We start from the raw sequence: 25,583 nt of genomic DNA on the forward strand, positions 1-25,583 counted from the left end.
ATTTTATTTTTGTTTCTTAACTAATATACTTTTCAACTGGTCCTTTTCAAAATAAAAAACGCCTACGGCAAATGCAACCAGTAAAATATTGCCTATGATGAGGTTTCGGTTAAACACCCAGAAAGATAAGGATACCAACATTAACGATACCAGCAGATAGCTAACAATTCTTTTCAGGTCATAAGGAATCGGGTAGTTGCGCTGACCAAGTATATAAGAGATCACCATCATGACAAAATAAGCCAGCAACGACACCCATGCAGACCCCATAAAACCAAAGCTGGGCACCAATGCAATATTAAGCACAATTGTAATGATAGCGCCTACCAGAGAAATGTACAGGCCGTACTTGGTTTGGTCCGATAAACGGTACCAGATCGACAAATTACTATAGATGCCCAGGCAAACATATCCAAACAGCAAAATAGGCACCGCATCCAGTCCCACCCAATATTCCGGGCCAATGAAATGTTTCAGAATCTCAATATTGGCCACTAGACCCACAAAGATGAGGGCCAGCGCTACAACAAAGTAGTTTAGGATCGTGGCGTAGGTTTGTCTTGCGTTGATGTTTTTGGCATGGCTGAAAAAGAAAGGTTCTGCACCCAACCGAAATGCAGTGATGAAAAGGCTTAAAAATACGGCGATCTTGCAAACCGCCCCGTAGACGCCCAGGTTGTAAGCCGAAACTCCCAACGGCTCCAGGATCATCTTATCCAGATTTTCATTGATCACGAAAGATAAATTTGCCACCAGCACTGGCCATGAATAGGATATCATTTTACCGAATAGTGTTTGATCAAATTTTAGCTGCAGCTTCAGCATTTCCGGAATCAGCATAATGAAGGTGAGCACACTAGCAATCAAATTGGAAATGAAAACATATCCAATCCATCCCTCACGGTACCAGGAGGCCAGCCATTCACCAACAGACCCTCCCATTCTGATGATTGCCGGAACAGCCAACAGAAAAGTCAGGTTAAAACCAATGAAAGTTCCGATGTTCAAAAACTTGATCAGACTAAAGCGCAAGGGTTTTTCGTCTGCACGCAGCTTGGCAAAAGGAATCACACAAATGGCATCAATAAACAACAGCCAGACAAAATAATGAACATACTTGATGTAATCGGCAACTTCCTCTGGTCCGGAAGAAAAATGAACCGCAATTGGCTTTGCAAATACCAGCCCCGACAGCAGAAAGAGCAGTGACAGAAAGGCAACACAAAAAAACGAATTGTTATATACCTCCTGCTTTTTATCTTCATGCTTGTTCAAATACCTGAAAAAGGTACTTTCCATCCCAAAGGCAAGTATCGCATTGATCAATGAGGCAGAGGCATACATTTTCGTAAAAATAGAATAGATGCCAGGCTGAAATACGACTGTAAAGAATGGGGTAAGGATGAAATTAAACATCCTTGACACCACAGTAGTTACCCCATAAATCGCTGCCTGCCCCAGAAATCTCTTGATTGCGGACATCTTATTTTTTTAAGATTACAAAATCCATAAAATTCTTCAGCTCCCCTTTTTCAACAGTGCAACTCTCAACTTTTGCCCTGTCAGGCCCGTCATTGCACCATTCCAAAAAAGCATCCAGTTCCCATTGCTCCGCCTCGGCCTCCATATACACCGTACCATCGGGTTCATTTCTCACAAAACCCTTAATGCCCGACTGGTCGGCCACATATTTTGTAGTCTCTCTAAATGTAACCCCCTGCACCTTCCCTGCAATGCTGATATTCAAATGTATCTTCTTCATCAATTAAATGCTTTAATCCGCTTTACTTCCAATAAAAACTCCTGCCAGATCCCTTCCAGTATCTCAGTCGCAGGTTTTATTTCCTTCAGCATGGCCGATACCTGGCCAATCTCCAGTTCGCCCTCTTCCATATTCCCTTCAAACATACCCAATTTTGCCCTTGCTCTGCCCAAAATACCGAGCAGTACCTCTGCATTGGCACCACCTGCCTCTGCCTGGGCCACCGCCTCCGCAAACTCGTTCTTTAGCAAACGCACCGGAACCAGCTTTTTCATGCTCAGCCGGGTATCCCCTTCTGCTGCATCAATAATCCGCTCTTTAAAATGAGGATGGGCTGATGATTCTTCTGCAACCGCAAATGCCGAGCCGATCTGCACACCCTCGGCCCCAAGGGCCATCGCAGCAAGCATGGCTTTACCACTACCAATACCTCCGGCAGCAATAACCGGAATTTTAACGACGGCCTGTACCATTGGGATCAGGCACATCGTGGTCGTTTCCTCCCTGCCGTTATGTCCACCAGCCTCAAATCCCTCAGCCACCACTGCATCTGCACCACAGGCCTCTGCTTTCAGCGCAAATTTCGTATTGGCAATTACATGTACCACAATAATTCCTTTTTCTTTTAAAAACGGAGTCCAGCGGGCCGGGTTACCTGCCGAAGTAAATACAATCCGTACCCCCTCATCCGCAATGATCTGCATGATCTCCTCCACGTTCGGATACAGCAGGGGTACATTTACCGCAAAAGGTTTTGACGTCGCTTTTTTACATTTCTGAATATGTTTACGAAGCACGTCAGGGTACATTGATCCCGCTCCGATAATGCCCAGCCCTCCTGCATTGGCCACTGCCGATGCCAGTCTCCAACCACTGCACCATACCATTCCCGCCTGTATAATCGGGTATTTTACGCCAAAAAGTTCGGTAATCCTATTCGTCATGTGCTAATTTTAAAACAGCCGTTCCACTTTATCACCCAAAATCACCTGACCATCTTTCTCTGTAAAGCTAAGCAAATTTACACCCGGACGTTTTCCGGTTTCAAAGCTACCAAATTCCGACGCAAGTCCTAAAAAATTGGCGCCATTGAGGGTTGCCCAGCGCAGCAACTCTTCGGTTGACACTTCAAAATGCTCCTGCAACAGGTTCATTTCCGACAAAATGCTCAGGTGGGTATTACTGGCCAAGCTATCCGTACCCAGTGTAATCCTTAAATCCGCAGCGCGCAGCATGTTCACATCCGGCAACTTATTTTCTATGTAAAGGTTGGCATGCGGGCAAAGGCACCAGTATAAATTGGGATGGATACCGGTAGCAAAAGCCACGTCAGCTGCAGTAGTATAGGTATTGTGCACCAGTAAAGTTCTTAAAGCAGGCGAGATCAGTGGCAGATAAGCTTCTATTGAACTTGTTCCCGGAGCCTTAAAAAAACTGATATCCTGCCCTAAAAATTCAAAAAGACCAATGAAACCACCTGTTTTATGTTCAAAGAAGGCATTTTCATCTGCCGATTCCTGATTGTGTATGCTCAGCATGCCCCCTGTTTCTCCTTCATATGCACGAAGTTCATTAAACAATTCCGTTGAAACAGAATAAGGTGCATGTGGAACGATGGAGACAGCTAAGGGTTCAAATTCTTCTTTAAATTTCAGGGCCCTTTCCATCGCATTTTTAGCATTGTTGGGATTAAAGCCCATGATCTCTAAAAAGGTATGGTAATAAAGAGGTGAATTGTTCTTGATCGTTCTTGAAATTAGCTGATTGGAAATGTCAGCAACCGCAGCTATCCCATTTTCAAACATTTCTTTATCCGCCTTCAGCATGGCCAGTTCAATCTCATATTCATCGGAAGTACGTGACCTGATCACCGATTTTGCAAATTCCGGCAGGCCGGTGTGCCGTCTGATCAGATATCTCAGGTTAGACAATTCCAGGTGGCAATGGGTATTGATAAATCCTGGCACCAATAAGCCTTCATGGTGCTGAATGTCTGTAATTTCCTTTTCTTTGGCTTCTTCGGCCGTAAATACCCCTTCAATAACGCGATCAGGGCCAATAGCCAGTACACCGTTCTTTATTGGAGCACCAACAACCGGATGTACATAAGTTGCCGAAACATATGATATCATATGCAAATAAAAGATTATTTTTGCGCTTAACCAATCTATGAACCTGATGAACCGAATTGACCGGCTATTTGGCATACTTTTATTACTCCAAACCAAGAAATACGTTACGGCAGATAAGATCTCTGATCAATTCCAGATTAGTGTACGTACTGTATACCGCGATATCAAAGCCCTTTTAGAACAAGGTATTCCCATCAGCTTTGAACAACCTAAAGGTTATTTCATTGTACAGGGTTATTTCCTGCCCCCGGTTTCCTTTTCACAGGATGAAGCCAATGCTTTACTAATCATGGAACGCCTGGTATCCCGCTTTGCGGATAAATCTATTTTTACCAATTATACCACTGCACTAAACAAGGTAAAGGCAGTACTGAAACATTCCCAAAAGGAAAAATTGGAACTATTGAATGAAAGCATTAAGTTTCAGCTGAACCATGAAATGGTGAATGATGAATTTGATCACCTCGCCAACCTTCAAAATGCCATTTCCGGCCGGTGTTTGATTGAGATCGATTATCAGAACAACAATAGTGAAAGCAGCAAACGCGAAGTAGAGGCCATAGGGCTGATTTTTTACGCCTACAACTGGCACCTCATTGCCTGGTGTCACCTGCGCAATGACTACCGCGATTTCAGGGTATCCCGCATTGTAAAAGTCCGTAATCTGGAACTTCCCTTCCGGAAAAAAGACCACATGCCGGTCAGCGACTATATGAAAATGCTGCCTGTTGACTATTGAAAAAAAAATAACCGTTCTGTTTTGCGGCAGCATAATGTTAAAAAATAACCATTCTGTTCTGCGGCTGCATAGTTTTCATTTTTCCTTAACGGAAAAATGAAAAAGACGCCAGGCCGCTTCACAGAAGGTAATTTTTTTCTAAAGCAGGGTGCACAGGTTTGAAGCTTAACTGCATGGATGGATAGTTTCGGAGCGGGATTTTTTGTATATTGAGTGCCGTTTCTGGGATTAACATTTATAATTAAAGAAGATGCAGCAGGCAGTTTTATTTACGGAAGATCAAAAGTTTAAACAATGGTGGGTATGGCTTATTATATTAAGTATGAATGGCTTTTTCCTGTCTATGGTATACCAGCAACTGATCCTTAAAAAACAGGTCGGTGACCGGCCCATGGCTGACACCGGGTTACTGATTGCCTCAGGGACTATTTTACTGGTAACGCTTTTATTCTTTTATACCAGGTTTAGCACCCGCATCAAAAAAGATGGCATCTATGTGAAATTTTTCCCTTTTCAATTCTCGTATAAACACTATAACTGGGAAATGGTTGCAAAAGCCTATATAAGGACCTATAGCCCTTTGGGAGAATATGGAGGCTGGGGTTTACGTTACAGCATTTCCGGAAAAGGAATGGCATATAATGTATCCGGTAATAAAGGCCTGCAGCTGGAACTCAATACAGGCAAAAAGATATTGATCGGTACCAATAAAGCAGCTGAACTTGAGGCTGTGCTGAATCAGCTAAATGCATAAAAACAGCTTATCTTCTCTCTTTCATATCATCCAGCCCCCATACCGCCATCGCATTCAACACAGGCTGCAACTTTGCTCCTGCCCGGGTTAATGAATAGGTTACAAATGGCGGAACAACAGGTTCAGCGGTTCTAAGTACGAGGTCATCTTCCTGTAATTGTTTTAAATGCTGGATCAGCATTTTTTCCGTGATTTCGGGAATGGCCCGCTTTAATTCGCTGTAACGTTTCGGGCCGTTGGAAAGGTGATACAAAATAATCGGCTTCCAGTGCCCTCCAATCTTGTTCATTACATAGGTAACGGGACAAGAAATAGCAGAAACCTGCTTGTTAAAATTACGCGTTGAACTTTCTTTAATTGCAGTCATAGTTACATACTTTGGGGTAAGTACTTGTATAAAAGTAAGTACAAATATACCTTTGTATTCAACATTTTAAAATATATAATTATGAATTTTACAATCACAGGATCACTCGGACATATCAGTAAACCATTGGCAGGAACTTTAATTGCTGCCGGACATCAGGTTACCATCATTAGCAGTAGTGCAGATAAGGTTAAGGCTATTGAACAACTTGGTGCAACGGCCGCTATCGGCTCTGTGGAAGATGTAGCTTTCCTAACGGCAGCTTTTTCAGGTAAGGATGCTGTCTATACTATGGTTCCACCAAATTTTGGGGCTTCAAATATCAGGGAGTTTATTGCTGGTACGGGTAAAAAATATGCCGACGCCATTAAAGCCTCGGGTGTTAAACAGGTAGTTAACCTCAGCAGTATCGGCGCACACCTGGATGGCGGCACAGGACCTATTTCCGGCCTGCATGATGTAGAGCAAACCTATAGCAAACTGGACGATGTAGCCATTAAACATCTACGCCCGGGTTTTTTCTACATCAATTTCTTCGGGAACATCGATATGATTAAACATGCAGGCATTCTGGGGTCAAATTACAGTGCAGAAACGCCATTGGTACTGGTACACCCAAATGATATTGCTGCCGTAGCCGCAGAAGAGTTACAGCAGGGATTTACAGGCAAAAGCATCCGCTACATTGCGAGTGATGAAAGTACAGCTGAAAATCTGGCAAGTGTACTGGGTGCTGCCATTGGTAAGCCAGAACTACCATGGGTAGAGTTTAATGATGAAGAGGCTTTACAGGGTATGTTGCAGGCGGGGCTGCCTGAGGTGATGGCTAAAAGTTATGTTGAAATGGGTGATGCAACCCGGAGCCGTAAATTATATAAGCACTATTTTAACAACAGACCTTCATCACTTGGAAAAATAAAGCTGGAGGATTTTGCAGTAGAATTTGCGAAGGCATTTACCCGGTAAGGCTGACTATTTTATGTTTCGCTGAAGCCACAACATTTTTTCGGCATATCGCTTCCCGTAGGCAGTAGCCGAAGGCGAATCGAAATGTGTCAGGTCACCTTTATCAACCAGTGATTCCGACGTGGCCAATGCCAGGTCGGAAATCACCTGCGGAGCCCTGGCCAGCATCTTATTAAATTGCGGATAATTGGTTTTATACCGGCCCAGCTCCCCAATAACAACCGGCAATTTTTCGTCACCCACCATTTTCCTGATCCGGGTAATTAGTTCATTTAGTTTATCTAAATAACCAGTCATATTTTGTGCGCTGCTATTTGCTTCACCCTGATGCCAGATCATCCCTTTTACCACCCCATATTTCATGGCTTCCCTGATCCTCATTTCTGCATCATCAAAAGGATGCGTGTTCGTCCCTTTGTCCACAGCACCAGGTTTCCAAACATTAATATTGGTCCCGCCTACTGCGCATGGTACCAACCCGATACGGACGTTTTGCTTTGACCGGGCCATTGTAAAACCAAAAGACAGGCCAGGGCCAACGCCAGAAACTTTGGGCTTATCGTAATGTAAAGGGTGCCTGGCTGTAGCCCATTTACTTTCCTTATCCCAAACCAAAACATTGGGCTGCTCCATCGCGGTGTACTCCACCGAAAGCGGTCCTCTCCCTGCCATATTTGACTGGCCCAGTAACAGGTAAATTTCAAGTTCAGGACCTGCCTTTTTCGAAAATTCATAAATACCTCTGCTCGGTAAAACACCTGGCTTCAAGGGCCTACCAAAGTAATCCCGGCCACCGTTATTTTTAACTGGAATACCCGATCCCACTGCAGGGGAATTTTCTTTTAGCTGATATCCGGCAGGATCAGCCTTTCCAGGATCAACAAATCCGGGATCCGCTGTAACTTTCTTTGCATCTGCAGGCTGCAGGTCAGCAGTATTGCCAAAATACAGATTTCCCTCAAAAATATTATTTGTGCTTTTGCCCAGATCGTAACTGGCACCCTGGCTCAAATTGTAAAAGATATTGTTTTGGTAAAGCGTCTGGTCTGGTATCGTTTTCCAGATTTCATGAGAGACAATTTTTGTGTCTTTCTGATCAGCCCCCAGGTAAATTATATTGTTATAGATATGTGTATTGCTGGTACTTCCTCCCAATCTAATTACACATTTTCCATGGCTTGGATGAGCAAATTTGCCATCATTCTCAAAAATATTATAGCGCACAACGGTACTGTCATTAAAATTAGCAGGGCCTCCTGTAACCAGCATACCATAGTCATTATCATGTACAAAATTATATTGCAATATGGTCCTTTTGCTTTTATAGTCTGAATCAATGCCTCCTGCATCCCTGTCATCAACATTAGCCTTAGTAAAACGACATTCATTAAATTGCCATATTGCATCATCCGTATTAAAGCTAAAGGCTGCGTTTCCAGAACCCTTAATGGCACAATGATCAAACAGGTTGTGTTCAATAATAGCACCTTCGACCACCCGGACAATGAGCGCATTTGCTCCTGTGTTGCTGAACCTGCAATTGCTGATCCTTATGTTCCGCGATGGTTTCCAGTTTCCAGGATCATTTAAGGTACGCTGGCTCCAGGTTGAGCTGCAGATGACCAATCCGGTACGGTCAACATCGTGAATATTGCAGGAGTCAATTAATACCTCATTAAAATAAGTAGGTATTTCTTCCCCGATAATCTTAAAAAAGATACCACCGTTATCTTTACTTTTCTCATCGGCCTGATTAATGTAGCCGTTCACACCATGAACTTCTATATTGATCATCTTAATATGAGCCACTTCACCAAGGTCCTTTGCTAAAACATAAATTCCATACTTAGGTACGTTGCTGTTTTTTAATTGTGGTGGCAATACGGGTAATACATACGCATTGGTATTGTTCTTTTCCCAGTTTTTTAAGCTTGCCCCATGCTCTTCCATAGGATTGTAATTGGTAATTTCAAGATTACGCAGCTCCCAGTACTGTTGGTTATACAGGTAAACAGCCCCATTAGCGATACCATTACCAGCAATGTGTGGTTTTTTCCCTTTACCATAACTGCCAATACGAATTGGCTGTGTTTTACTGCCCGATCCCTGAGGATGCAGCTGCCCAACCCATGTTTGTGCTGCTTTGAACAATATCTCCGCACCAGGACTAAATTTTGTCCCATTTATTTTAGCTAAACTTTTCCATGGTCTTGTTTCACTTAGCCCGTCATTGTTGTCTTTTCCAAGTTGTGCATCCACATAATACACCTGGTTAAACAAAGGAGTGACAGCATGAACAAAATTCGGGCTTATAAAGCAAACAAGTAACAAAATGAGGTAGTTCTTAAACATATATACAAAAATAAAGAGCCATGGGCAAAGTTTACCCACGGCTATATAACAAAAAATTAATTACAACCCTGGTCCGTTGTATGCACCAATATTCGGTGCTGTTGTTGAAGATACTGTATTTCCAAAATAGTCTTTGCCACCATTTCCGGTAATTAATTTACCGGCGAGCAGGGCTACAGAACCCGTTTGCAACTTATACCCGTTTGGATCACCTGTATCCGGGTTAACCAGTTTCACAAAACCGGTAACACTATGCACCTGCGAAGGTTGGTTGGTGGCAACATTCATATTAAAAATATTGTAATCGAATGAATTGCCGGTACTGCTGCCCATGGTGTAAGCAGAACTTGCAGCAGCATTTCTAATGATGTTATTGGTATAAGTAGTTGCCGAAGGCCATACCGTCCACTGCGAATGCAAAAAGATACTGATGTTGTTCCAGCCAGCCTTAATGTTGAAGGTATTGTTATACACCTGCGTATTCGTTGCCGCCCCTGCAATTTTGAAAGAGAACTTACCATTAGATGGATGGGCCTGCTTGCCATCATTTTCTATGATGTTGTATTTAACCTGTGTATTGTCATTAAAGCTGTTTCCACCTCCGGTTATCAGCATTCCATAATCGTTATCATGCAGGTAATTGTATTGAATAATGGTATTTTTAGTTTTATAATCAGCATCTAAACCTCCTGCATCGCGGTCGCCCACATTCGCCTTTGTAAACCGGCATTCGTTGTATTGCCATTTGGTATAGTCCGTATTGAAATTAAAGCCTGCGTTTCCAGAAATTTTAATGGCACAATAATCAAAAAGGTTGTGTTCAATTAAGGCATGGTCTGCCACTCTCACAATCAGGGCGTTGGCGCCAATATTGTTAAAGGTTGTATTTTTAATGATCAGGCCCGTAGTAGGTTTCCAGTTGGTGTTGACGCTAAAAGTCCGGTCATCCCAGGTAGAACTGGTAAATAAACCTGTACGGTCTACATTACTGATGGTACAGCCGTCAATTACAATATCGTTAAACCAGGTCTGTGTAGTTGTTCCTGTTACCGTGAAAGCCACCCCACCGTTGTTTTTACTATCTTCATCAGCCTGGTCAATTGTTCCATTTACACCATGTACGTATACATTATTAAGGTAGATATGGTTGATAGCGCCGGCATTTTCAGCGTTAACAAGGATACCGATTTTAGGGGTATTGTTTTTTACAGCCTGTGCTGGTAAGGTTACATTTGCATAGTTTGTGGTGTTGTTACTTTCCCAGGAAGTTATACTTATCCCACCTTCTTCAGCAGAATTATAATTGGTTACCTCAATATCATTGATTTCCCAGTACTGTTGATTGTGCAGATAGATGGCACCCTCAGCTACACCAGCCCCGTTTATTTTAGGCCTGTTACCGCTCCCATAGCTGCCAATTACAATCGGACTGCCGCTGGTACCCGAGCCCAGGGGCCTTAAGCGATTGGTCCAGCTCCCTCCGGCCTTAAATAGAATTTGGTTACCTGGTAAAAAAGTAACTGAATTTACCTTAGAAATATTTTTCCAGGCGGTTGTAGTGCTGGTTCCATTGTTACTGTCATTCCCGTTTACATTGTCTACATAATAAGTCGTTGTGACCAAGTTTATACCAAAATCGCTTTGTTTTTTGGCATCCAACTGCTCCTCCTTGGGAAAATCCGCTTTCTGACAGCCGGATATAGTTACCGCTGCTAAAAGCAATGCAAGTTCAATTTTTCTTCTCATGGTTTATCTGGTTTATGGTTAATTTCAGGAAGTATGCTACTACTGCGGATAGCCCGGATTCTGAATAAAATCTCCCTTCCCTTTCATGTTGTCAATTTCAGATTGTGGTATTGGCCATCTGACGTGATAATCCTTTATACCCGTTCTGGCCTGAACTGCATTAACATACGGATCACCTGCATAAAGTTTAATCTGTGCAACCAACTTGCCTAATCGCTTTAGCATATACCAGCGTTGCCCTTCAAAAGCGAGTTCACGGGCATCTTCATCCAGGATCAGGTTTTCAGTTACCTGTCCTGTGAAAACACCCAAACCAGCTCTCTCACGTATTTTACTCATATATTGGACTGCCAATGGATCACTGGCACCGCCAATGTGCATGTGTGCTTCAGCACCGATCAGGTAAGTCTCTGCCAATCGATAAATGATAATGTCTTTAAAACTCTGCGCTTCGTCCGGGGCTAATTTTGTCCATTGGTCTACATATTTAAAACATGCAGGATACAACTGATCAAAATAAACCGAAGCATTTGTAGTGGTAACCTTCGCACCCAGTGTTTTTCCCGGGGGAAGCGTGCCTGGATCGTCATATACCCAAAAAAGCTTATAAAATGAATTCAGGCGTTTATCATTTGCCGCATATAAACTCAGTAAATAAGGGTTAGGGTACGTACGTCCCCATCCTACCCCGCCATTAGCTTCGGTAATCTGAATACCTGCCTGTTTAATATAATTAGGAACAAAATATTTTGCTAAACGGTGCCCTGTGGGGTTTCCCACCGATCCACCGGCTGCCCTATCCCACTGGCTTACAAAAATAGCTTCAGTATGGTTTAAATTTGCTCCCTTGAAAATATCTGCCGGATCCATCAATAATTTATAAGGTCCTTTGGTGATAATTTCATCTGCCTGTAATGCGGCCTCCGTATAATCTTTTTTCCATAGTGCCACCTCAGCCTTTACGTGCCTTGCTACACCTTGTGTAAAACGACCTATATTTTTTGGTGTATAGCTGAGCACTTTAATTGCAAAATCAAGATCAGCATACATCAGTGCGTAAACATCTTCTGGTTGAGCTGGCGTATAGGTCCGTTCTAAATTATCAACACTGGTTGCCTGCGTGTTCAGAACAATCCGATCATACGTGCGGAAAAGATAAAAGTAAGATCTTGCCCGGAAACATTTAGCCTCTGCCACTGCCTGGGCAACATCAGCATTTTCCAGTCCCAGGTTTTCACCTGCCATGATAATTTTGTTTGCACGTTCAATGATGGTATAGTAATGGCTCCAAAAAAGCTTGACCTGCGCAGTTGAGGCATTGATGGTGTTATCATACCTCGCAAAGCCAACACCTCCTCCTGCTCTGGTAACGGACAGGTCGTCAGCACGGATAAAACTGGTCCAAACCGTTGATTCAGAATCATTTCGATAAATGTCCCGGTCCAGGTTATACAGTGCTATTACTGCAGTACCTAAACCTTCAGGAGTATTAAATACGGCATCGGCAGTAATTTTATCCTTACTTTCTTCATCCAGAACATCTTTACAGGAAACTGTAAACAACAGCAACAGTGTAGATAAATAAATTAATTTTTTCATGATGGTTGTATTAAAATGAAACATTAAGACCAAAAAGGAAAATTCTTGGCTCCGGATAACCACCGGCCGTTACTTCAGGACTATAGGATGAATAGTCCGTTTTATTAAAAATATTATTCCCGGTTACATAGGCTCTTATACGCTGCACACCAAGCTTGTTAACCAGTTTAACCGGCAAAGTATATCCGATTGTAGCTGTTCTGAACTGGATATAGGAATTGTCCTGATAACCCAATGAAGAAAAGAATTGGGTACTTGAACTAAATCTCGGACGCGGAAACTCGTTTGAAGGATTCTCCGGGGTCCAATAGTTAACCCTTATTCCATTGTTTTTTCCACTTAACGCACCTCCGCTGTTGAAATCGTACAAATAAGGATTGCTTCTAAGTGAGCCTTGCACAGTATAAAAATCCAGGTACAAATCAAAAGCCTTATATTTCAAACTTGTACCAAATGAGCCAAACCATTTAGGGTCTCTGAAGATGATGTCCCTGTCTCCGGCATCGATTGTATTGTCGCCATTGATATCCCTGACACGGATATCTCCTGGTCTGGCAGTGGGCATATGCGAATTTGCGATGTCATCGCCAAGTTGCCATATGCCATCGAAAATATAATTATAGTAAACATTGATCGGCTTTCCGATAAACCAATTGTTATTCAGATCGTTTACAGGATTCCCTTGTTCATCTACATCTCCTGTAATTTTTACCAGTTTGTTTCGATTTGCCGTATAGGTAAGGTCTATGCCCCAGGTAAAGTTATTGGTCTTAACAGGAACAGTACTTAACTGCAGCTCTACACCTTTATTGTTCACCTTTCCTAAATTGATCAACACAGAACTATAGCCGAGCGACTGGTTAATAGATTTGCTCACCAAAAGATCTTTCGTATCGGTGTTATACCATTCAAAGGCACCGGCAACTCTTCCATTAAAGAAATCGAAGTCTAAGCCCAGGTTTAGCGAAGTTGTAGTTTCCCATTTAAGGTTCGGGTTTGAAAGGCTATTGTTTGGCAGATAACCAGTCTGAAACGATCCGTCCCCAAATAAAAAGGGATAAGAATTCACTTCGCCTAAAGTTGTATAGGGGCTTACCGCCTGGTTACCTACCTGTCCGTAATTTATCCTGAACTTTAGCTGATTTATCCATTCCAGCGATTTCATAAATCCTTCCTGTTCAATTCTCCAGGCAAATGATGCAGAAGGAAATATGCCATATTTATTTACCGGACCAAATACAGACGATCCATCAATCCTGCTGGTAAGGGTGAAAAGATATTTGTCCATTAAAGTATACCTGAAACGCCCCATATACGAGAGTAAAGTCCTGTCGGTTACTTCACGGGTAGGTGTCCCCATAACCTGGGCAGAAGGCAGGCCATTATATCCTAAAATGTCTGTAGGCAATTGAGAGCCGGAAAGCCCCGTGGCCCTGCTGATCTCCTTGTAGACACTTTGCAGTAAGGTCACATCAAACCTATTTTTTTGATTCAGGTCTTTGTTATAGGAAATGATATTTTCTACCAGGTAATCGTTGTAATTGCCAGACTTGATGGTGGCATAATTACCGATATTACTGCCTTTTAAATAAGCTTTATTGCGATAAGTCCCGGCTTCATTGTTTCGGGCATTGACGTTAGCATTAATGCGATACCTGAACCCTTTAAACAGGTCGAAATTACCAAATATATTAAACAATAACCTGTTTGTTGTGGTTTCGTCTACAGTTTGATCATTTAAAAACTTTGGATTAGTGACATTCCTTTCCCCATTCACAAACAATTGCAGGTTACCATCGGCGTCGTAGGGCTGTGCCAGTGGAGTGGTAATGATATACTGGTCAAGGTTCCCGTCTTCCTGGTTAATCTTACTGCGGGTAAAAGAAATATTGGCACCGATACTAACTACTTTGTTTATTTTCTGATCGATGTTTAAACGTGCTGTTCCACGCTTAAAACCGGATTTTTCAACCATACCCTGCTGATCAAAATACCCTAGTGAGCCAGCGATCTGTGTTTTTTCTCCACCACCGCGTACACTTACATCATGCTTTTGCGACCAGGCATCTTTGATCATAAACTTCTGCCAGTCAATCGCATTTCCATTGTTCAATACTTCGAGCGCCATATTATCAAATACCACCTCATCACTTTCGTAATTTTCCTGAGGATCCTCCGTCCGGAAAGCCTCACGTCGAAGGTTTGCCCACTCTGTGCCATTGTACAAGGAGAAATTCTTTTTCAACTGCTGTACACCGGTATAACCATTGTAATCAACCGAAACTTTCCCCGCAACACCACGTTTGGTGGTGATCAGGATTACACCGTTCGCTGCCCTGGTGCCGTAAATGGCCTGAGAAGCCGCATCTTTAAGTATTTCTACCGAAGCGATATCGGCCGAGTTGATGTCGTTAATATTGTTTACAGGAACATTATCTACAATATAAAGTGGCGCATTACCGCCAGATAAAGACCGTTGTCCACGGATCAGTATGCTGGAACTACCGCCGGGTCGCGAACTCTCTGTAGTGATCTGCACCCCCGATGCTTTACCCCTTAGCATTTCACTGATGCTCGTGGTAGGAATGGCATTCATTGCGTCTGCCTTAACTGAAACAATAGAGCCGGAAACATCACTTTTACGCTGCGTACCATACCCTACTACGATAACCTCATCAAGGTCTGACACATCTTTCTTTAAAGTAACATTTAAAACAGTTCCGTTAACAGATGAAACAGGTACCTCAGTAGTTATAAAGCCGACATAACTGAACAACAATACATCAGTACTGGCTACACTAATTTTAAAGGCGCCATTGATATCCGTAACAGCAGTTTTTTTGCTGCCCTTAATGCTGATGCCAACCCCCGGCAGGGTTTCCTGATCTGAACTTACCTTACCAGTAATCACCCGCTCCTGCGCGAAAAGATTATTCTGGAGGAAAAAACAGAGCAGCAACAAACAAAGTCGCAACATGTTTTGGTAACATGATCTCATAATAACTCGAATTAAAGGTTTATAATCTGGTTGTGTTTTTTATAATGTTTCAGATCAGCAGGCGAAAGAAGAGGAAAACTGCAGCTATCAAAAAAAAAGTTATAAGCAATAAATAAGTCCGGTTCCTGTCCATGAAATTAAAACACTAATTAAACTATGCTAAGATATTACCGCTTAAGCTTATCAAAAAGTAAATATCTTACAGATGAGCAGGGTAAATCTTCCAAATTCAAAATGGTTGATTTACCCTGCCAATTTGAATGCTGAACAAGGATTTAAATGTAGCCCTTCTTGTATCTTGCCTGGCCTGTCTAAAATGAAACAATAATAAATAAACAGATGAAAACGATGCGATACCGACGGTTTGTACCCCTATTCCTATTATTCTCCTCCACTTTTTTTTGCAACGCCCAGCAAACCGGAAACTATAAGCCCGAATTTGTAAAAGCAAAGGTCTGGAAGCGGGGACCGGACGGAAAAGTGAAGATCGCAAACTGGGCGACATTTGAAACCAGGCTGATCAACAACTTTACCGATCTCCAGGTCTCACAACAACCAGTATTAAACAAATACGGCAGTGATGCCAGTCAAAAATTAAACGGTACCGGCTTTTTTCGCACCCTTAAAAAAAATGGAAGGTGGTGGATCATAGATCCTGAAGGCTATCACAATATGCACATTGCAGTAAATAGCCTGAATACAGGTTCTTCAAAACGAAACCAGCTGGCATTTGCTGAAAAATTCGGCAACAAAAACAACTGGATGGCTGAAACCACTACCATGTTGGGCGAAAATGGTTTTAATGGTACCGGCTCATGGTCTGATACGGAAAGTATCATTCAAATTAACCATACCGCAAAAAAACCGCTGGCCTATACCCTCAACCTTAACTTTATGGCTGCATACGGCGAAAAACGCGGTGGAACTTACCAGGTTCCGGGACATAAGGCTTACCCGAACAATACCATCTTTGTTTTTGATCCTGGATTTGAGACTTTCTGTAACGAACAGGCAAAAAAACTAAGCACTTATCAGGATGACCCCAATCTGCTGGGTTATTTTTCTGATAACGAAATGCCGCTTAACCTGAAAAACCTGGAGGGTTATTTAAACCTGAAAAACACAGCTGATCCGGGATACATTGCTGCCAAAGCATGGATGAAAAAAAAGGGGATTACAACTGAACAGATCAATGATCAACATCGGGCAGAATTTCTGGCCGTAGTAGCCGATAAGTATTTCTCTGTTGTAACCAAAGCGATTAAAAAACATGATCCCAACCACCTGTATCTAGGCTGCCGTTTCTATGCTTCAGAAAAAAATATACCTGCTTTTATGAAAGCCGCAGGCAATTATCTTGACATTGTAACCATCAATTATTACGGCACATGGACACCAGATAAAATACAAATGCAAAACTGGGCAAACTGGACCGGCAAACCTTTTATCATTACCGAATTTTATACCAAAGCAGAAGACTCTGGACTGCCCAATACCTCTGGTGCGGGCTGGATTGTAAAAACCCAGGAAGACCGTGGCAAAGCCTACCAGAATTTTTGCCTGGCACTGCTCGAATCAAAACACTGTGTTGGCTGGCATTGGTTCAAATATCAGGATAACGACCCAACACTTGAAGGTGCAGAGCCCTCTAATATTGATGCCAACAAAGGCATAGTAGACCATGCTTACCAGGAATATACCCCTATGCTGGATTTAATGAAGCAGCTCAACCTGAATAGATACCAGCTGATACAATACCTGGATGCAACAAACCACAATGGCCGTTAAATAATAAAAAATGACTGTACCAAAAAATCCGCACGCGGCAACATTACTAAATTTAATGCTGTTGCTACTTACATTTACCTCATTATCTGCACAGAGAATAACCCGTACCATCAATACAGACTGGAAATTTCACCGGGGCAATTTAAGCTATCCGCAACAATTGGCCGATACCTCCCTTTGGGATAACGTTACCATTCCGCACAGTTGGAATACACATGATGTGAATGATGATCAACCGGGTTATTACCGTGGCGATGGCTGGTATACCAAAACACTGATATTGCCGGCAAACTGGAAAAACAAGGAAATTTACCTTGATTTTGAAGGCGCCAACCAACAAACGGAAGTTTATATGAACGGAAAAAAGATAGCCCGCCACACCGGTGGCTATACTGGTTTCCATGTCAATATCGGCAAATACGCAAACTTTACCGAAGGTATAAATGAACTCAGCATTAAGGTAAACAATGTATTTAATGCAGATGTACCGCCGCTGAGCGCAGATTTCACCTTTTTTGGTGGCCTGTATCGCGATGTACATTTAACTGCATTAGAAAAGATCCATTTTAGTATGGGCGATCATGGTTCAAAAAGCATATTTGTCACTACCCCGGAAGTTACTGCGGCCAAAGCCAAAGTAAAATTGCGGGGTTTAATTAGTAATAACAGTGGTACCGCTGAAAAACTGCTGATCAGCTGTACAATTAACTACAAGGGCAAACTGATTGCCACACAAAATAAAACAGTTAAGGCCGGCTTGGAAGAGCCCTTTGAAATCAGTTTACCGGAAATCAAAAATCCCGAATTATGGTTGCCCGATAGTCCGGCCCTATATACCATAACCACAACAATTAAACATGCCCAAGGTGGAACAGTTTTAGACCAGATGACCATGCCTTTAGGCTTCAGGTGGTTTAAGTTTGATGCCGGCAAAGGTTTTTTCCTGAATGGCAAACCACTTAAACTCATTGGGGCCAGCAGGCACCAGGACTACAAGGATATGGCCAATGCTGTACCTGATCAACTTGCGGTAAGGGATGTGGAACTGCTGAAAGAGATGGGGGGTAATTTTCTGCGTGTTGCACATTATCCGCAAGACCAATCTGTACTGGAAGCCTGCGACAGGATGGGTATCTTGTGCTCCGTTGAAATTCCAATCGTAAATGCCATTACAGAAAGTGAGCCCTTCTCTGCAAACAGCAAAACCATGCAGCTGGAAATGATCAAACAGAACTTCAACCACCCAAGTGTGATCATCTGGGCGTATATGAATGAAGTTTTGTTGCGGCTGCCATCCTTCGGAAACGATACTGTACGCAGAGAAATCTATTTAAAAAATGTGGCCCAGCTGGCCCGGGAGCTCGAAGCACTGACCCGTAAAACTGACCCATCCAGGTATACCATGATCCCCAACCATGGCAATTTTAACCTTTACAATCGTGTTGGTTTAACAAAAATTCCGATGCTGGTTGGCTGGAACCTTTATCAGGGCTGGTATTCCGGAAAGTTGCAGGGCTTTGCCGATTTTCTGGATATGCACCATAAATTGCTTCCCGAAAAACCACTGCTGGTAACCGAATATGGTGCTGATGCCGATAGCCGTATCCAAAGTAACCAGCCCCTCCGGTTTGACAAGAGCATAGAGTATGCGCTCAATTATCACCAGTTTTACCTGAAGGCCATGCTCGACCGACCATTTGTTGCCGCAGGCATGGCCTGGAACCTGGCCGATTTCAGTTCGGAAGAACGAATGGAAACCGACCCGCACATCAACAATAAAGGACTTTTAACGATAGACAGAAAACCAAAAGACACCTATTATTTTTATCAGGCTAACCTTTTGACACAGCCTTTCCTTAAAATAGGTATGGGTAACCGTAAGGTAATCAGCGGTATTGCCAATGCCAACAATACTGTACCTCAAACTGTTCGGGTTTATAGCAACCAGCCTTTAGTAGCATTACTGGCAAATGGGAAAAACATAGGAACAAAACCCTCATCAGGGGGTGTAGCCACGTTTACCCTCGATTTTAAAGCAGGCTTAAATACACTTCAGGCCACAACAAATACAAACGGGCATATGCTTACGGATATATACCCGATCCAGGCTAAGCTAGTACCACAGCAGTTAAACAATACCGAGATACCCTTCGAAGCAATTAATGTAAGTATGGGAGATACCCGCTATTTTACGGAGGAATTGTCTAAGCAGGTTTGGTTACCGGAACAGCCTTACGTTAAAGGATCCTGGGGGTATACCGGGGGAACAAGATTTGCCATGGCCGACACGATGAGGTTAAGTTTTGGCAGTAGCAAAGCCATATCAGGTACTCATTTAGACCCCATATACCAAACACAACGTACCGGAATCGAAAATTTCAAGGCAGATGTACCGCCAGGTGAATATGAAGTTATACTCCATTTTGCAGAACTACAAGCTAAAGTACAGCCGCAAGCGCTGGCCTACGACCTTGGTTCAGTAGCCACAATTAAAGAAGAATTTAAGGAGCGTTCCTTTGATGTAGAGATTAATGGCAATACCATTATGCAGGGAATAGGCAGTAACCTGGTTGCCGCAAATGCTTTTTCATTTAAAACTCCGGTTCATGTTACTGAAAACACTGGCATTACCGTTAATTTTCTTCCTGTAAAAGGAACAACCATTTTAAATGGGATACAGATCAGACGGATTTATTAGCATAATCCTTAGGTGTCGTTCCAAACTGTTCTTTAAAGCATTTCCTGAAATAATCCTGGTCGTTGAAGCCTACATAATAAGCCACTTCACTTACATTCAGTTTTTGCTGAAGCAGCAGCTGGGCTGCCCTGTTTAAGCGAATCGTTCTGATAAATTCATTTGTATTCTGATTGGTCAGTGCCTTTAACTTGCGGTACAATGTGGTTTTACTCATGCCCACCTCCCTGCTCAGTTCTTCTACGCCCAATGTATCTTTTGCCATATGCACTTCTACATACTTTATCGCTTTTTCTAAAAATTTCTCATCAAGCGAACTCACCGCTATGTTGAGGGGCTGCAAAGTCATGTTCCTGCTAAACTTTTCCCGTAATTTCCTCCGCGACTCCAGCAGGTTCCAAACCCTGGCCTCCAGGTATTTAAGATTGAAAGGTTTAACGATATAATCATCAGCTCCCGTTTCCAAGCCTTCAATTTTAAACAATAATGCTTCCCTCGCAGTTAACAGGATCACTGGGATATGGCTGGTTACGGGGTCAGATTTAATTTTCGAACAAAGCGTAATACCGGTTATACCTGGCATCATTACATCACTGATCACCAGGTCTGGCAGAGATTCTTTTGCCTGTTCCCAGCCCGAGTTTCCATCAACAGCCCTCAAAACTTCAAAATGGGCACTAAAATGATTTGCTACAAATTGCAATACTTCCTCATTGTCTTCAACAATTAGCAATACCAGCCTTTGCTGGCTTGCTGCAGTCAGCAAGTTTTCTTTTTGAATTAAGGTTTCAGCGTTTAACTCCAATGGTGTTGCCTGCTGGTAGGCTACAATATCTTCACTATTGACATCCTCCAGGAGCAACTCATCCTGCTGTAAATGACTGTTACCCAATGGCAATCTCAATTTAAAAATAGTTTTCCCTTCCGTCTCTCCAGTGGCTACTGTACTCGAAACCTCAATTTTACCATGGTGCATTTCAACCAGGCCCTTAGAAAAGGTAAGCCCAAGCCCTGTACCTTTATGGTTCAGTCCATGTGTATTGTAATACTGAAACTGATCAAAAATGGCATCTAAGTTTTCAGGGGCTATACCTATGCCATTATCTTCAACCTGTAAAACCAGTTCTTCCCGATCATTATCTTTAGCAAGATCCAACTGTACAACAACACTTCCGCCAGCCGGTGTAAATTTCAGCGCATTGGAAATTAGGTTGTACATTATCTTTTCCATCTTATCGCTGTCAAACCACAGGTTAATGCTCCTTTGTGTAGTAAACAGCTCTAAATTTATGCCCTTGCTAGCGGCATAAGGCTGGAACATGGCAACGATTTCCCTGTTAAACTTTACCATATCCCCTTCCGCCGCTTGTAATTTCATATTCCCCGTCTCAAATTTTCGGTAGTCCAGCAACTGGCTGGTCAGTTGCATTAACCTTTCCCCATTTCTATGGATCAGCTGAAGCTGTTGCTGTACCTTATTGTTTAAGGTCCGGTTGTCCAGTAATTTTTCTATCGGCGAAAGGATTAAAGTAAGTGGAGTTTTAATCTCATGAGAGATATGTGTAAAAAAGGTTAATTTTCTTTGAGACAGTTCCAGGTCCTTTTCATGGTTACGCTGTTCAAAATCCAGTTCATTTTTCAGTTTTGCAGTTGCCAGCGAGAAATAGTAGAACAGGTACAGCAATGCACTAAAAATGGCAAGGTATAACATATACGCCCACCAGGTTTTATACCAGGGGGGTAATACTTCGATACTGATTTCAGAAACCGTTTTACCCCACAAGCCATCATTGTTACTGGCCTTAACCATAAATGTATACTTACCTGGGCTCAGGTTGGTATAAGTGGCTGTTCTCTGGTTGCCCACAAAATGCCAGTCTTCATTCCGCAGCCCATCTAGTTTATAGGCATAGCTATTTTTGGCGGCATTGATAAAATCCAGAGCAGCAAATTTTACTGTAATGTAAGCCTGGTCATAAGCAATGGTAATTTTACGGCTTTCATTAATGTGTTTCTTCATCGGTGATCCATCTGTACCAATAGGCAGTCTTTTGTTGTGGATCAAAAAATCTGTAAATACGATGCCAGGCGTGTTTTTATTAACCTGTATCTGGTCTGGAAAAAAGGAAGTAACCCCATTGATGCCACCAAAAAAAAGTTCAGATCTGGCAGAACGGGTGGTAGCCCCGGAAAAAAACTGGTTACTTTGCAGGCCATCCGCTACAGTATAATTTTTCAAGGTCTTCAATATAGGTTTACCATTATCTAATGCAATGTTTAACCTTGTCAAACCCTTATTGCTGCTTACCCACAGGTTTCCTCCTTTATCCTGATTAATGGCCCGGATTACATTATTGGCCAGGCCATTTTGTTCTGTAAACGCATAAAACCTATCCGATTTAGGCTCATAGAGATTTAAGCCTGCCCCCCTGGTGCCAATCCAAAGCCGGTCCTGGTTATCTATAAAGAGTGAAATCACGTTATTGCCTGTCAGGCTATACTTACTGGCAGGATTGTGAACATACCGTTTAAACTTGTCTCGTTGCACATCTAAATAGCAAAGTCCCTGTAACGTAGCCACCCAAAGGTTGCCATATTTATCCTTAACAAGGGCACTTACATAGTTTCCTATAATTGAATTGAGATTTTCGTCACTATGCGTAAAAACTTTTTCTGTTTTGTTTGCTGGATCATAATAGACGAGCCCGCCCCCATTTGTGCCTGCCCAAACAGCCAACGAATCGGCCAAAACCGCATAAACCTGTACCCGTCCTTTAAAACCTGAACCCATTTTTAACCGCTGTTCAGTAAATTGCTTTCTGTTCAGGTCAAAATAATACAAGCCATCAAATGCACCCACCCAAAGGTTACCCTTAAAATCCCTCGACAGCGATTTTATAATGTTCTCTGATGCCATTAAATCACGCCTCACCAGGTTATGGAATTCATATTTTCCGGTAGTCCTGTTTACAAGATTTAGTCCTCCTCCTTCAGTGCCTATCCATAAATCGTCATTTGCAGTAGCAACAATAGAACTGACAACCGGATTGGTAAGCCCAGGGTTACTGCCCATTTGCTCTCCGATATTAATAAAATTGAGGTTTACGGGATTGTAAATGTTAACTCCGCCAGCATAAGTACCGATCCATATACTTCCGGTCCGGTCTTTCATAATTTTCAGCACCGATTTGTGAGACAGGCTTGCTGCATCATATTTATCGTGCTTAAAATTTGTAAAGTTACCACTAAGCGGATCAAAAATACTCAGTCCATTCCTGGTGGCAATCCAAACCAGGCCATCATTGTTGAACAAGACATCCCTAACAACATCCGAAGGCAGCGAATTTACATTTTTGAGGCTATTTACATAATTGATACAGCGTTCACTGGATTTATCATAGAAAAAAAGACCTGATTGTTCGCTTCCAAGCCATAAATTTCCATTTTTATCCTGCTTGATCAGCCTGATATTGGCTTGTTTTTTTTTCAGCTCAGCAATTAATGGCTTCGGTAAAGCGACAAAACGAAATAGTTTAAGATCCAGACACCTTAATTCATTTTTAAAGCTGATCCACAATTTTTCTGTATTGTCTATAAAAAGCGTCTGAACATTCTTTTGATTAAATGCACCCGGAAGGTGTACCGTCATAAATCTCCCGATTTCCTGATCGTAGACCTTTAGCCCGTCATAGGTGCCCAGCCACATCTTTCCCTGTCCATCAGAAACAACAGCGGTTACAAAATTGGCCGACTGACTGTCTTTTTTAGACGATGGAATATTGATATTGGTAAAATCCTCTGTGTCTCTGTTAAAAATGCTGATGCCTCCATGCGTACCAATTACCAAACGGTTTTGCCCATCTTCCGCAATGGCATTAACCTGGTTATTTTTAAGACTTTTGTTTTTATTAAGTTCGTTTTTAAAGGTTCTAAATTCATAGCCGTCATACCTGTTAAGCCCGTCTTCAGTACCCAACCATATAAATCCCTGTTGGTCCTGGTAAATACAAAATATCGTGTTTTGCGATAAGCCTTCATTTATGGTAAGGTGTTTAAAATTTAAGACTTTCTTTTGCGCCCTGACCTTCCCACATGAAAACGCCATTTGCAAACAAACCATCAAAAGGATGAATACGCTCCTTAATCTAACCGGAAAAAGCACAAACGGAAATAAAGGTTTTATGAACATCTAAAACAGAAATTTGAATAATCAGTACATAGGAATAACCAATATACAGCATAAATGCCCAAATTCATTCTGCAGAAACGCCAGATTTTGATATTGAAAGATTTACAGGGTGAACATGAACCGGTAACAGGGTTTACCACACCCACACCAACCACCTTATCCAATCCATTTCAGGGCAGTAGATGAATGGGGTTATAGCCTACCTTTGTGTAAAGCATCAACCAGGGCCTGGCTCGTAGTAAAGCATTACAGCACCACCGCTAAAAGTTTTTGTCTTTATAAGTTTAAGAAGGGTCCTGTCTTTTATGTTTTCAAATAGCGGTAAAACTGATCCAGCTATCACAGGGTAAATACAAAGCTGCAATTCATCAAGCAAATTAAGTTTCATTAGCTGTATAATTAAACTCCGGCTGCCAACTAAAATGTCTTTACCCGATTGTTGTTTGAGTTTTAAAACTTCTTCTTCAATAGCTTTATCTGACAATCTTGTGCTGTCCCAATCTACATCTTTGAGGGTATGAGAAAAGACAATTTTTGGAATTTTGTCTATAGCAACAGCAAAGTCATTCATTGATTTTTTATCGGAAGGATTTTCTAAGACAGTTCGCCAATATTCCATCAGCTGATAGGTTATCCTTCCATATAAAATGGTGTCTGCGTTATTTAACAGATCTGTGTAATGTTGATGTACCTCTTCATCTGGGATTCCTGCCGTATGGTCGCAGGACCCGTCAAGTGTCATATTGATAGCTGCAATAACTTTTCTCATTGTACTCTTTGTTTATTTATCACCCAAATTTAAAGAAGGCGAGGTACAAAAATGAGGGGCAATCGCGGCAATATGCGGGTGTTCTTTAACCTGAAAACAGGATCTACGAAATAAATTTACTAATCTCTCTCTATAAAACGACGTTTTCGCTCCCAAACCTTCAATTAAACGCAACCAATCCCACCCACACACTATTACTCATACTTTTCCCGTTATCCGCTTTAAAAGCAATATAAACCTGCAACTCTTTGTCAACATAATTTAAAGGCAGTTCTATTTCATCTTTACCGGTACTTCGTCTGGAACCGCTCCATACATAAACCGCTTTATCCAGTTCAGGGCAGTAAATGAACAGCATAGCCCGGTCGTTTTTAATGCCCCAGTCCATATCTGCGGCAACCTGCCAGGTAAGTTCCAGTAGTGTGCCTGTAAGTGTGGCTCCAGGATCGATTGCAGGCTCCAGAGATCCTTTACTGAGCAGAACCTTGCTGTAATTCAGGCTTATATCTGGATAACTACCCTGCATGGCATTTTTAACATTGTAGGATACCGCCGCATTGTGCGGATTTTTATCGGTTCCCAGCACTTCCAGCTCAAAACCTACATTTACAAATGGCAGTGCCGGACGCAGGAATTTAATTACCGCGGCCATTTTTTGCCTTGTAGCCAGTTGTGCTGCGGTTGGTTTTTTATTGGATTTACCGATGTGCCGGATTACTGTTTTTGC

Annotated in this window: 17 protein-coding genes; 5 read left to right on the forward strand and 12 right to left on the reverse strand. The window is 42.3% G+C overall.

Annotation, left to right across the window (positions count from 1 at the left end):
* Window positions 1-3: 3 nt before the first annotated feature.
* Genes R2Q85_RS08470 through R2Q85_RS08485 form a run of 4 tightly spaced genes read right to left on the reverse strand, consistent with a single transcriptional unit; the run spans window position 4 to window position 3,894 of the window.
* Window positions 4-1,482 carry a lipopolysaccharide biosynthesis protein gene (locus tag R2Q85_RS08470; protein WP_316811328.1) on the reverse strand — a complete coding sequence of 493 codons (1,479 nt, stop codon included), beginning with the start codon at window positions 1,480-1,482 and terminating at the stop codon, window positions 4-6.
* Between the two features lies 1 nt (window position 1,483).
* Window positions 1,484-1,762: an acylphosphatase gene (locus R2Q85_RS08475; RefSeq protein WP_316811329.1), complete on the reverse strand. Its 279-nt coding sequence runs from the start codon at window positions 1,760-1,762 to the stop codon at window positions 1,484-1,486.
* Window positions 1,762-2,706 carry an NAD(P)H-dependent flavin oxidoreductase gene (locus R2Q85_RS08480; protein WP_316811330.1) on the reverse strand — a complete coding sequence of 315 codons (945 nt, stop codon included), beginning with the start codon at window positions 2,704-2,706 and terminating at the stop codon, window positions 1,762-1,764. The genes R2Q85_RS08475 and R2Q85_RS08480 overlap by 1 nt, the downstream gene beginning before the upstream one ends.
* A 9-nt stretch (window positions 2,707-2,715) precedes the next feature.
* Window positions 2,716-3,894, reverse strand: coding sequence for an amidohydrolase family protein (locus tag R2Q85_RS08485; RefSeq protein WP_316811331.1), 1,179 nt, complete (start codon window positions 3,892-3,894; stop codon window positions 2,716-2,718).
* 46 nt (window positions 3,895-3,940) lie between these two features.
* Here R2Q85_RS08485 and R2Q85_RS08490 point away from each other — a divergent pair, with 46 nt between their 5' ends.
* On the forward strand, window positions 3,941-4,633 hold the full coding sequence (locus tag R2Q85_RS08490; protein ID WP_316811332.1) for a YafY family protein: 693 nt from the start codon (window positions 3,941-3,943) through the stop codon (window positions 4,631-4,633).
* 250 nt (window positions 4,634-4,883) lie between these two features.
* Entirely contained in the window at window positions 4,884-5,387 is a 504-nt protein-coding gene (locus R2Q85_RS08495) for a DUF6141 family protein (RefSeq protein WP_316811333.1), read from the forward strand.
* 7 nt (window positions 5,388-5,394) lie between these two features.
* On the opposite strand, the gene R2Q85_RS08500 is transcribed toward R2Q85_RS08495, so the two are convergent.
* Window positions 5,395-5,754: a helix-turn-helix domain-containing protein gene (locus tag R2Q85_RS08500; protein WP_316811334.1), complete on the reverse strand. Its 360-nt coding sequence runs from the start codon at window positions 5,752-5,754 to the stop codon at window positions 5,395-5,397.
* Between the two features lie 81 nt (window positions 5,755-5,835).
* On the opposite strand from R2Q85_RS08500, the gene R2Q85_RS08505 reads away from it, so the two are divergent.
* Window positions 5,836-6,720 carry an NAD(P)H-binding protein gene (locus tag R2Q85_RS08505; protein ID WP_316811335.1) on the forward strand — a complete coding sequence of 295 codons (885 nt, stop codon included), beginning with the start codon at window positions 5,836-5,838 and terminating at the stop codon, window positions 6,718-6,720.
* Between the two features lie 6 nt (window positions 6,721-6,726).
* Here the strand turns inward: R2Q85_RS08505 and R2Q85_RS08510 are convergent, their stop codons facing one another.
* The 4 genes from R2Q85_RS08510 to R2Q85_RS08525 are packed head-to-tail and all read right to left on the reverse strand — an operon-like array spanning window position 6,727 to window position 15,415.
* Complete coding sequence (locus R2Q85_RS08510) at window positions 6,727-9,072, reverse strand: sialate O-acetylesterase (protein WP_316811336.1); 2,346 nt, start codon at window positions 9,070-9,072, stop codon at window positions 6,727-6,729.
* Window positions 9,073-9,132: 60 nt separating this feature from the next.
* A complete protein-coding gene (locus R2Q85_RS08515) occupies window positions 9,133-10,818 on the reverse strand; it encodes a hypothetical protein (RefSeq protein WP_316811337.1) in 1,686 nt (561 codons plus the stop codon).
* 39 nt (window positions 10,819-10,857) lie between these two features.
* The gene (locus R2Q85_RS08520; RefSeq protein WP_316811338.1) at window positions 10,858-12,417 is read right to left on the reverse strand and encodes a RagB/SusD family nutrient uptake outer membrane protein; all 1,560 of its coding nucleotides are present in this window, start codon (window positions 12,415-12,417) and stop codon (window positions 10,858-10,860) included.
* Between the two features lie 10 nt (window positions 12,418-12,427).
* Window positions 12,428-15,415, reverse strand: a complete 2,988-nt coding sequence (locus R2Q85_RS08525) for a TonB-dependent receptor (protein ID WP_316811339.1) — start codon at window positions 15,413-15,415, stop codon at window positions 12,428-12,430.
* Between the two features lie 339 nt (window positions 15,416-15,754).
* Between R2Q85_RS08525 and R2Q85_RS08530 the strand changes: the two genes are divergently transcribed.
* Entirely contained in the window at window positions 15,755-17,203 is a 1,449-nt protein-coding gene (locus R2Q85_RS08530; protein WP_316811340.1) for a hypothetical protein, read from the forward strand.
* Window positions 17,204-17,213: 10 nt separating this feature from the next.
* A complete protein-coding gene (locus R2Q85_RS08535) occupies window positions 17,214-19,901 on the forward strand; it encodes a glycoside hydrolase family 2 TIM barrel-domain containing protein (protein ID WP_316811341.1) in 2,688 nt (895 codons plus the stop codon).
* Here the strand turns inward: R2Q85_RS08535 and R2Q85_RS08540 are convergent.
* From R2Q85_RS08540 to R2Q85_RS08550, 3 genes are all read right to left on the reverse strand, one after another.
* Complete coding sequence (locus R2Q85_RS08540; protein ID WP_316811342.1) at window positions 19,885-24,003, reverse strand: two-component regulator propeller domain-containing protein; 4,119 nt, start codon at window positions 24,001-24,003, stop codon at window positions 19,885-19,887. The two genes, R2Q85_RS08535 and R2Q85_RS08540, sit on opposite strands and share 17 nt — an antisense overlap.
* A 301-nt stretch (window positions 24,004-24,304) precedes the next feature.
* The gene (locus R2Q85_RS08545) at window positions 24,305-24,856 is read right to left on the reverse strand and encodes a dihydrofolate reductase family protein (RefSeq protein ID WP_316811343.1); all 552 of its coding nucleotides are present in this window, start codon (window positions 24,854-24,856) and stop codon (window positions 24,305-24,307) included.
* Window positions 24,857-25,016: 160 nt separating this feature from the next.
* Complete coding sequence (locus tag R2Q85_RS08550; protein ID WP_316811489.1) at window positions 25,017-25,571, reverse strand: DUF6266 family protein; 555 nt, start codon at window positions 25,569-25,571, stop codon at window positions 25,017-25,019.
* Between the last annotated feature and the right edge of the window lie 12 nt (window positions 25,572-25,583).

It is taken from the genome of Pedobacter heparinus (assembly GCF_032678725.1).
In the GTDB taxonomy this organism is placed as follows: Bacteria; Bacteroidota; Bacteroidia; order Sphingobacteriales; family Sphingobacteriaceae; genus Pedobacter; species Pedobacter heparinus_A.

Coding starts and splice junctions, on each gene's coding strand:
- R2Q85_RS08495 (WP_316811333.1), top strand. CDS start 4,884: ATGCAGCAGGCAGTTTTATTTACGGAAGATCAAAAGTTTAAACAATGG.
- R2Q85_RS08525 (WP_316811339.1), bottom strand. CDS start 15,415: ATGAGATCATGTTACCAAAACATGTTGCGACTTTGTTTGTTGCTGCTC.
- R2Q85_RS08535 (WP_316811341.1), top strand. CDS start 17,214: ATGACTGTACCAAAAAATCCGCACGCGGCAACATTACTAAATTTAATG.
- R2Q85_RS08500 (WP_316811334.1), bottom strand. CDS start 5,754: ATGACTGCAATTAAAGAAAGTTCAACGCGTAATTTTAACAAGCAGGTT.
- R2Q85_RS08540 (WP_316811342.1), bottom strand. CDS start 24,003: ATGGCGTTTTCATGTGGGAAGGTCAGGGCGCAAAAGAAAGTCTTAAAT.
- R2Q85_RS08505 (WP_316811335.1), top strand. CDS start 5,836: ATGAATTTTACAATCACAGGATCACTCGGACATATCAGTAAACCATTG.
- R2Q85_RS08485 (WP_316811331.1), bottom strand. CDS start 3,894: ATGATATCATATGTTTCGGCAACTTATGTACATCCGGTTGTTGGTGCT.
- R2Q85_RS08510 (WP_316811336.1), bottom strand. CDS start 9,072: ATGTTTAAGAACTACCTCATTTTGTTACTTGTTTGCTTTATAAGCCCG.
- R2Q85_RS08545 (WP_316811343.1), bottom strand. CDS start 24,856: ATGAGAAAAGTTATTGCAGCTATCAATATGACACTTGACGGGTCCTGC.
- R2Q85_RS08515 (WP_316811337.1), bottom strand. CDS start 10,818: ATGAGAAGAAAAATTGAACTTGCATTGCTTTTAGCAGCGGTAACTATA.
- R2Q85_RS08530 (WP_316811340.1), top strand. CDS start 15,755: ATGAAAACGATGCGATACCGACGGTTTGTACCCCTATTCCTATTATTC.
- R2Q85_RS08480 (WP_316811330.1), bottom strand. CDS start 2,706: ATGACGAATAGGATTACCGAACTTTTTGGCGTAAAATACCCGATTATA.
- R2Q85_RS08475 (WP_316811329.1), bottom strand. CDS start 1,762: ATGAAGAAGATACATTTGAATATCAGCATTGCAGGGAAGGTGCAGGGG.
- R2Q85_RS08520 (WP_316811338.1), bottom strand. CDS start 12,417: ATGAAAAAATTAATTTATTTATCTACACTGTTGCTGTTGTTTACAGTT.
- R2Q85_RS08470 (WP_316811328.1), bottom strand. CDS start 1,482: ATGTCCGCAATCAAGAGATTTCTGGGGCAGGCAGCGATTTATGGGGTA.
- R2Q85_RS08490 (WP_316811332.1), top strand. CDS start 3,941: ATGAACCGAATTGACCGGCTATTTGGCATACTTTTATTACTCCAAACC.